The sequence below is a fragment of the Mycobacterium sp. TH-M11 genome (assembly GCF_057473725.1).
On the sequence record NZ_JBYCLD010000523.1, the window covers coordinates 1 to 6,971 of the forward strand.

General features: G+C 65.2%; 7 protein-coding genes. 5 read left to right on the forward strand and 2 right to left on the reverse strand.

The window, feature by feature from the left end:
* The 5 genes from AC2VOG_RS19960 to AC2VOG_RS19980 form a co-directional block, all read left to right on the forward strand.
* The coding region (locus AC2VOG_RS19960) for an AurF N-oxygenase family protein (protein ID WP_486941558.1) at positions 1-830 on the forward strand (830 nt) is incomplete at its 5' end.
* On the forward strand, positions 827-2,017 hold the full coding sequence (locus AC2VOG_RS19965; protein WP_486941559.1) for a DUF4873 domain-containing protein: 1,191 nt from the start codon (positions 827-829) through the stop codon (positions 2,015-2,017). The genes AC2VOG_RS19960 and AC2VOG_RS19965, both read left to right, overlap by 4 nt.
* Positions 2,018-2,137: 120 nt before the next feature.
* Entirely contained in the window at positions 2,138-3,142 is a 1,005-nt protein-coding gene (locus AC2VOG_RS19970) for a chemotaxis protein CheB (protein WP_486941560.1), read from the forward strand.
* Positions 3,135-3,899: an STAS domain-containing protein gene (locus tag AC2VOG_RS19975; RefSeq protein WP_486941561.1), complete on the forward strand. Its 765-nt coding sequence runs from the start codon at positions 3,135-3,137 to the stop codon at positions 3,897-3,899. The genes AC2VOG_RS19970 and AC2VOG_RS19975 overlap by 8 nt, the downstream gene beginning before the upstream one ends.
* 48 nt (positions 3,900-3,947) lie before the next feature.
* On the forward strand, positions 3,948-5,801 hold the full coding sequence (locus AC2VOG_RS19980; RefSeq protein WP_486941562.1) for a CheR family methyltransferase: 1,854 nt from the start codon (positions 3,948-3,950) through the stop codon (positions 5,799-5,801).
* Between the two features lie 3 nt (positions 5,802-5,804).
* Here AC2VOG_RS19980 and AC2VOG_RS19985 read toward each other — a convergent pair whose 3' ends face one another.
* Both AC2VOG_RS19985 and AC2VOG_RS19990 read right to left on the reverse strand, forming a co-directional pair.
* Positions 5,805-6,194 (reverse strand): hypothetical protein, encoded by a 390-nt coding sequence (locus AC2VOG_RS19985; RefSeq protein WP_486941563.1) that lies wholly within the window; start codon positions 6,192-6,194, stop codon positions 5,805-5,807.
* The gene (locus AC2VOG_RS19990; RefSeq protein WP_486941564.1) at positions 6,191-6,892 is read right to left on the reverse strand and encodes a GAF and ANTAR domain-containing protein; all 702 of its coding nucleotides are present in this window, start codon (positions 6,890-6,892) and stop codon (positions 6,191-6,193) included. Before AC2VOG_RS19990 ends, AC2VOG_RS19985 begins: the two co-directional genes overlap by 4 nt.
* Positions 6,893-6,971 lie beyond the last annotated feature (79 nt).

A 6,971-nucleotide genomic window follows, 5' to 3' on the forward strand; every position in this document is an offset into this window, starting at 1 on the left:
AGAAGTCCTACGCGCCGGTCGTCGACATCGACTGGGACGCGCCCCTGGACCCGGATAAGTTCTTTCTGCCGCCCCAGACCGTGTCCTTGTACGGAACACCGATGTGGGACAGCCTGACTCGCGCCCAGCAGATCGAATTGTCCCGCCAGGAACTGGTGAACACGCTGTCGGCCGGTATCTGGTTCGAAAACATTCTGAATCAGGCACTGCTGCGCAAGATCATGCACAAGGACCCCACCAGTCGGTCCACCCACTACGCGCTGACCGAACTCGGCGACGAAACCCGCCACATGGTGATGTTCGGCAAGGCCATCGAGCGGATCGGCGCCAAGCCGGTGCGGCCTCGGCTCTATCACCGGCTGATCATCAACACGCTGCCCTTCTTCTTCCAGGGATCGGTGCTCTGGGTCGCCGCGCTGATCGGTGAGGAGATCTTCGACTCGCTGCAGCGGCAGATGATGGACGATCCTGAGTTGCAGCCGATTGTGCAGCGGCTCATGCGAATTCACGTCACCGAGGAAGCCCGCCACATTCAGTTCGCCCGCGACGGGTTGCGCAAGCGGGCACCGCAGATGCGACGGCCCGAGCGGTGGTTCGTCGGCAACGTCAACGGGCTGGGCGGTTGGTTTTTCCGTTATCTGTTCACCAACAAGGTTCAATACGCGCGGGCGGGGTTGAACGCCCGCGCGGCCCGCAAGATGGCGCTCAACAGCCCGCACCGCCGGGAGGTGCAGGTAGCCGGTTTCGCGCCGCTGGCCGCGTTTTTGGCCGAGGTAGGGCTGATGGGCCCGATGGCGCGGCGCAGCTGGACGCGTACCAAGTTCCTGTGACCCAAACTCCGGTGAACCAGCGCGTCCACGGTGTCGTCCTGGTCGGCGACGGCGACGCCGCGACCGAGTTGCTGACGGCCGGCATCCACGACTTCATGATCTTCGACCGCGAGGTGGTCAGCGCCGTGTTCGACAACGGCACCGACGCCTGGACGCTGCACGCCGAAGACGGCGAGACGTGCCGCGGCCGCGTCGTGGTTGCCTGCGACTCGCCGTTGGTGCCGCTGGTGCCAGACCTGGTGGGCCGCCGGGACTTTCGTGGCACGGCGATGCACGCGGCGATGCCCTCCAACTTCTTCGAGCCCGCCGGCAAGAGGGTCGCCGTCATCGGCGCCGACTCCAGCGCCGGCGAACTGATCGAGCAGATGACCGGTGCGGGGGCCACCATTACGGTCTTCCCGCTGGCGCCCCGGCGCCCAGTCCAGCGGCCCCGACGCACCCTGCGCATTGCCCGGCGTCGCCGTATCGACGTGATCACGCGGCCGATCGAAGAGGTGACCGCGGTCGGGGTGCGCACCGTCGACGGAGTCCACCACGATGCCGACGCGATCGTCTACGGCACCGGGTTCGCGGTGCGGACCGGCTTGCCGCCCGACACGCTCGTCGGCGCTCGCGGTGTCAGCATCCAGCAGGCGTGGGTCGACGGCGCCGAGCCCTACCTCGGGGTGGCTACACACGGCTTCCCGAACTACTTCACGATTACCGGGCCGCACGTCGCGGCGGCGATGCGCTACGTCGTCGGGTGCCTGCAGCTGATGGGTCGGCATACCCGGATCGAGGTCCGCCGCAGTGCGCAGGGTGTCTTCAACGAGCGAGTTCATCTGCGCCGACCGCAGTGGCACCTAGAGGCCGCTGCGTTCGAGTTGTCGTCGGCCGGAGACGCAGCCGCCGACAGCTACGAAGGTCCGGCAACGCTGACCATCGACGACGCCTCCCGCCAGGTGAAGGTCCGGCTGGCCGGCCACGTCAATCCGATCGATGGCCAATACCATTGGCAGGGAACAATTCTCGACGAATTGCCAGCAGATTTCATGACGTCCTCACGCACGGTCGGCCTCACGGTCGGCCAGCTGCGAGCGTCGGCGCGCATCACCGAGAAAACGTCGCAGGGCAGGTATTCGATCGCGGGTGGGGGCGCGCCGCCGTTCGACCCGCCTGACGTAGAACTCGCGGCGCCACAACGGTAAATCGTCGCGGCCGCTGATCAGCACTCGCTGATCGCGCTGTCCGCGCGTAGGCTGAATTCACCGCGTCGGAAACGGTTCCCTGCCCGATATGTGGGTACGCCTCGAATGGTGGCGAAGTTGATGCCAGTCAAAAGCAACGCGCTCAACGTGGTCGCGGTGGGAGCCTCGGCCGGGGGCGTGGAAGCGCTGACCCGGTTTGTCGCCGGCCTACCGGCTGAGCTGCCGTACGCCGTGCTGGTCACCCTGCACCTGCCACCGGGTGCGCCCAGCGTGCTGGCCCGCATCCTGGACCGCAACGGACCGCTACCCGCGGAAGCAGCTACCGACGGGGCCCCCTTGGAACCCGGCACCATCCGCGTCGCGGTTCCGGACCGGCACTTGCTGATCTACGACCACCAGATAGTGCTGTCGCAGGGTCCCACCGAGAACGGTCACCGCCCGGCGATCAACGCGCTGTTCCGCTCGGTGGCTTTGTCAATGGGCCGGCGCGCGGTGTCCGTGCTGCTGTCCGGGGTGCTCGACGACGGCGCGTTGGGCAGTGTCGCCATTTGCTCGCGGGGCGGGACCACGATCGCCCAGTCCCCCAGTGACGCCCTGTTCCCTGCGATGCCACTGGCCGCTATCGACGCCGGCGTGGTCGACCATCAGGTCGAAGCCGGCGCGGTGGGCTCGCTGCTCATGCGGCTGGCGGAACGAGCGTTTGAGGAGCCGGAAATGACACACGATGCGCGCTTGGACCTGGAGAACCGTATCGCCATGTCACGGCGGTTCTCGACGGAGTTCAACACCGAAGATCTCGGCTCGCCTTCCGGATACACCTGCCCGGACTGCAATGGATCGTTGATCAGCGTCAGCGACGGCAACTATCGCTGCCATGTGGGGCACGCCTGGACGCCCGACGCGTTACTCGGCGCCCGGGACGGCGAGATCGAGAGTGCGCTGTGGGTGGCGATGCGTAGTTTGCAGGAGAAGGCCAAGTTATCTCGGCGACTGGCCGGGCAGCTCAGTCCCGGACTCCTGCGGGATCGGTATCAGGCCATCACCGACGAAACGGAACGCGCCATGTCTGTGCTGGGGAACCGGCTGTCGAACGTGTATGCCCAAGATAGGGATCCGCGTGGCTAGCTACTGGCCGCTCAGCGAGCTGACGGTGTCGCCGAGGGCCGCGGACAGAGATTGCCTGCTGACCGTCAAAGGTGTTCTTGACACCACCACCTACCTCAAGTTGCGCGACTCGATCATCAAGGCCGCGTTGGACGAACCGCGGGCAGTGCTTGTCGACGTCAACGGGCTCGAGGTGCCTTCGTCGTCGGCGTGGTCGGTGTTCACCAGCGCCCGCTGGCACGTCAGCATTTGGCCCGACGTCCCGGTCGTTCTGATCAGCGGCCGGGCCGAACACCTGAACACGATCGCACGCACCGGTGTGACGCGCTACGTGTCAAGCCACACCTCACTGGAGGTGGCACTGACAACTCTCAGCGACACCGGACCCGGTGTCCGGCGACGGGTTCGCACGGAACTTCCGGCCGCACTCGCCAGCCTGCGCACGGCCCGGTTAGTGGTCTCCGAATGCCTGAGCGCCTGGTCTCACGGCGAACTCACCGCGGTGGCACAGGTGATCGTCAACGTCTTCGTCGAAAACGTGTTGCAGCACACCACGTGCGCGCCGGTGGTGGTGGTGGAATGCAGCGGCGGGATCGTCAGCATCTCGGTACGAGACGACAGCACGGCACCAGCAGTGCGGCACGAAGATCCCTACCGCGGCGGGGATCCCGTGTCAGGTCTGGCTATCGTCGCGTCGATGTGCCGGGCCTGGGGCAGTATGCCGACGTCCTCGGGCAAGGCGGTGTGGGCGGTCATTGGGCCCGAAAATCGGCTCTGACCGCGAGTAAGGTTCAGTTCGCGACACCTGCTCAGCGGACGGGACTAAATGGCAACGACGACAGACGAATCATTCGAAGCGCTGCTGCGTTTCATGCGCGACTCAAGAGGGTTCGATTTCACCGGCTACAAACGCACCACGCTGATGCGACGGGTTCGCCACCGGATGGCCCAAGTCGAGTACGAGACATTCGAAGAGTATCTCGACCTGTTGCAGGCCAGCTCTGACGAGTTCGCGGCGCTGTTCAACACCATCTTGATCAACGTCACCGCGTTCTTCCGCGATCCCGACGCGTGGGACTACATCGCCAGCGACGTCATTCCGCGACTGCTGGCCGAACGTGGGCCCGACAACCCTATTCGGATCTGGAGCGCCGGCTGCGCAGCCGGCCAGGAGGCCTACACGCTGACCATGCTGTTCGCCGAGACGCTGGGGGCAGAATCGTTTCGTCGGCGGGTCAAGGTCTATGCGACCGACGTCGACGAGGACGCGCTCACCGAGGCCCGTGCCGCCACCTACGACGCGAAGGCCGTCGAGTCGGTACCGGCAGGTCTGTTGAACAAGTACTTCGAACAAGTCAACGGCCGCTACGTGTTTCACAAAGATCTGCGCCGGGCGGTGATCTTCGGCCGCAACGACCTGGTCAAGGACGCACCCATCTCGCGGGTGGATCTGCTGGTATGCCGGAACACGTTGATGTACATGACGCCCGAAACGCAACGAAACGTGTTGGGGCGTCTACATTTTGCGCTGGGCGGACAGGGCACGCTGTTCCTCGGCCATGCCGAGATGCTGTTGAGTCACGGCGATCGGTTTACGCCGTCGAGCCTCAAACACCGGGTTTTCCGCAAGGTGCCGGGCTCGCACGCCGGCATGGACTCCTATCAACTCGGCGCGGCGATGTACGAGCGGCACGGCGATGTCGCCGGCCTGGATACTGTGCGCGAGTTGGCTTTCGGCGCCAACCCGGTCGCCCAGATCGTGGTGACCGGTGACGACACCGTGGCGATGATCAACCAGCAAGCCGAGTCCATGTTCGGTCTGTCGGCCCGTGACATCGGGCGCCTGCTGCGCGACCTGGAGGTCTCCTATCGGCCGGTCGAGCTGCGCAGCTATCTGGAGCAGGCCAAGGTGGAGCGCCGCGCCACCCGCATCCAGGACGTCAAGTGGCAGCGGGCGGGCGTTGAGCCAGTCTGGTTCGAAATCCACATCAACCCGCTGGTCGACACCGAGAACGGGCTGCTGGGCATCTCGATAGCCTTCTTCGACGTCACCGCTACCCGGGCGCTGCTGGACAAGGTGGTCGACACCAACCGTCAACTGGAGGCGGCGTACGAGGAGTTGCAGTCCACCAACGAAGAACTCGAAACCACCAACGAGGAACTGCAGTCGACGGTCGAGGAACTGGAGACCACCAACGAGGAACTGCAATCCACCAACGAAGAGCTCGAAACGATGAACGAGGAGTTGCAGTCCACCAACGACGAATTGCACGCCATCAACGACACCCTCAACGAACGCAGCGACGAACTCGAGGATGCCCGTACCTTCCTGCGCTCGCTGGTCAACTCGGTACGGTTCGGCATGGCGGTGGTCGATCGCGAGATGCGGGTGGTGGTGTGGAATCACGGCTGCGAAGAGCTATGGGGGCTGCGCGCCGACGAGATCACCGGCGAAGTTCTGACCACTTTGGACATCGGCCTACCCATGGATCAGGTACGGCCACTGATCGGCAACGCCTTCGTCAATCCGGAGAACCCGGGTGAGGTTGTCCTCGATGCGGTCAACCGCCGCGGTCGCGCTACCCGGCTGCGGGTGAAGTGCACCAGTTTCCAATCCACCGACGGCGGCGTAACCGGGGCAGTGCTATTGATGGATCCACAAGCCCAACCCGGAACTTGACGGTCAATTCTCGGCGAACCGCGCCCCTTCTTCTTGTTCGACGGCGGCAGCGTCGTGGCGGGCCGCCGCGGCCCGGTGTCGTTCCGCCGCGTCCTGATGTGCCCCGGCGGTGGCGTCGCCGGCCAGCATGGCAGCCTGCTCATGGGCGGCAGCGGCGCGCAAATGCGCGGCTCCGGCGTTCAGGTGTCCTTCGGCGGCCGAGCGGTGAGCGCGGATCGCTCGTTGCAGCGACTTCTCGGCATACACCCGCGCGCGCTGCGCGCTCTTGGCATCAGCCGGCTGACCCGATGCCAGCTCGGTCCTGCGCAGCCGCAGTTGGCCGGCACGCAGTCGCGCGGCCTCACCGCGGGCAACGGAGTCCCGAATCGGTGCGTCGCGCTCCTCGGCGGTCATCCGGTCGGATGTTCGGATTCGATGAGCTGGCGGGCCACCCTGGACACCGGCGTGTTCGAGTCCTGGGAGAGCCGCTTGAGTAACTCGAATGCCTGCACGGCGTCGATCTTGAACCGCTCCATGAGCATGCCTTTGGCCTGGCCGATGATGTCGCGGGACGCCAGTGCGCTGCGGAACTGCTCCTCACGGCGCACCAACTGCCACGCCAACGCGGTATGAGTTGCAAGGATCAGACCCGCCTCGATCGCGTCGTCGTCGAAAACAGCCGGTTGCTGGGCATAGAAATTCAGCGCACCCATACTTTTCTGATTGGCAAATAGCTGGAACGACAAGATCGAGCGGACGGGAGTCTGCTCGACGGCGTCCCGGCAGAAAGCCGGCCAGCGCTCGTGGTGCGCCAGATTGTCGATCCGGATCGTGTGCTGTTGCCAAGCCGCCGACAGGCAGGGCCCTTCGCGATGGGTCTGCTGGAGTTTGTCGAGCACGGCGGGGTAGCGGCTCGGCGACGACGCCGCCGTACGGACCGTGCCGTCGCGGTCAGCGACAGTGATGCCGGCGTGATCGGCGCCTGGAAGCGCGTCGGCCGCATTTGCGGTGAGTTCGGACAGCAATAAGTCGCTGTCGGTGACCTCTTGCTGCAGTAGGCGCGCCAATTCCGCGATACTACGGCCGAGTTCGCCGTGAGCGCCTGTTCCCATGTCCTTGCTCCGATCGGGCCTCCGTGGCAGTCCTCTCGATAGCTTCTGCTGTCGCAGAGTACGCAATGGCGTTGGCCAT

Bases quoted from the DNA above. Each gene is read 5' to 3' on its own strand.
- AC2VOG_RS19970 (WP_486941560.1), top strand. From the start codon at position 2,138: ATGCCAGTCAAAAGCAACGCGCTCAACGTGGTCGCGGTGGGAGCCTCG.
- AC2VOG_RS19980 (WP_486941562.1), top strand. From the start codon at position 3,948: ATGGCAACGACGACAGACGAATCATTCGAAGCGCTGCTGCGTTTCATG.
- AC2VOG_RS19985 (WP_486941563.1), bottom strand. From the start codon at position 6,194: ATGACCGCCGAGGAGCGCGACGCACCGATTCGGGACTCCGTTGCCCGC.
- AC2VOG_RS19990 (WP_486941564.1), bottom strand. From the start codon at position 6,892: ATGGGAACAGGCGCTCACGGCGAACTCGGCCGTAGTATCGCGGAATTG.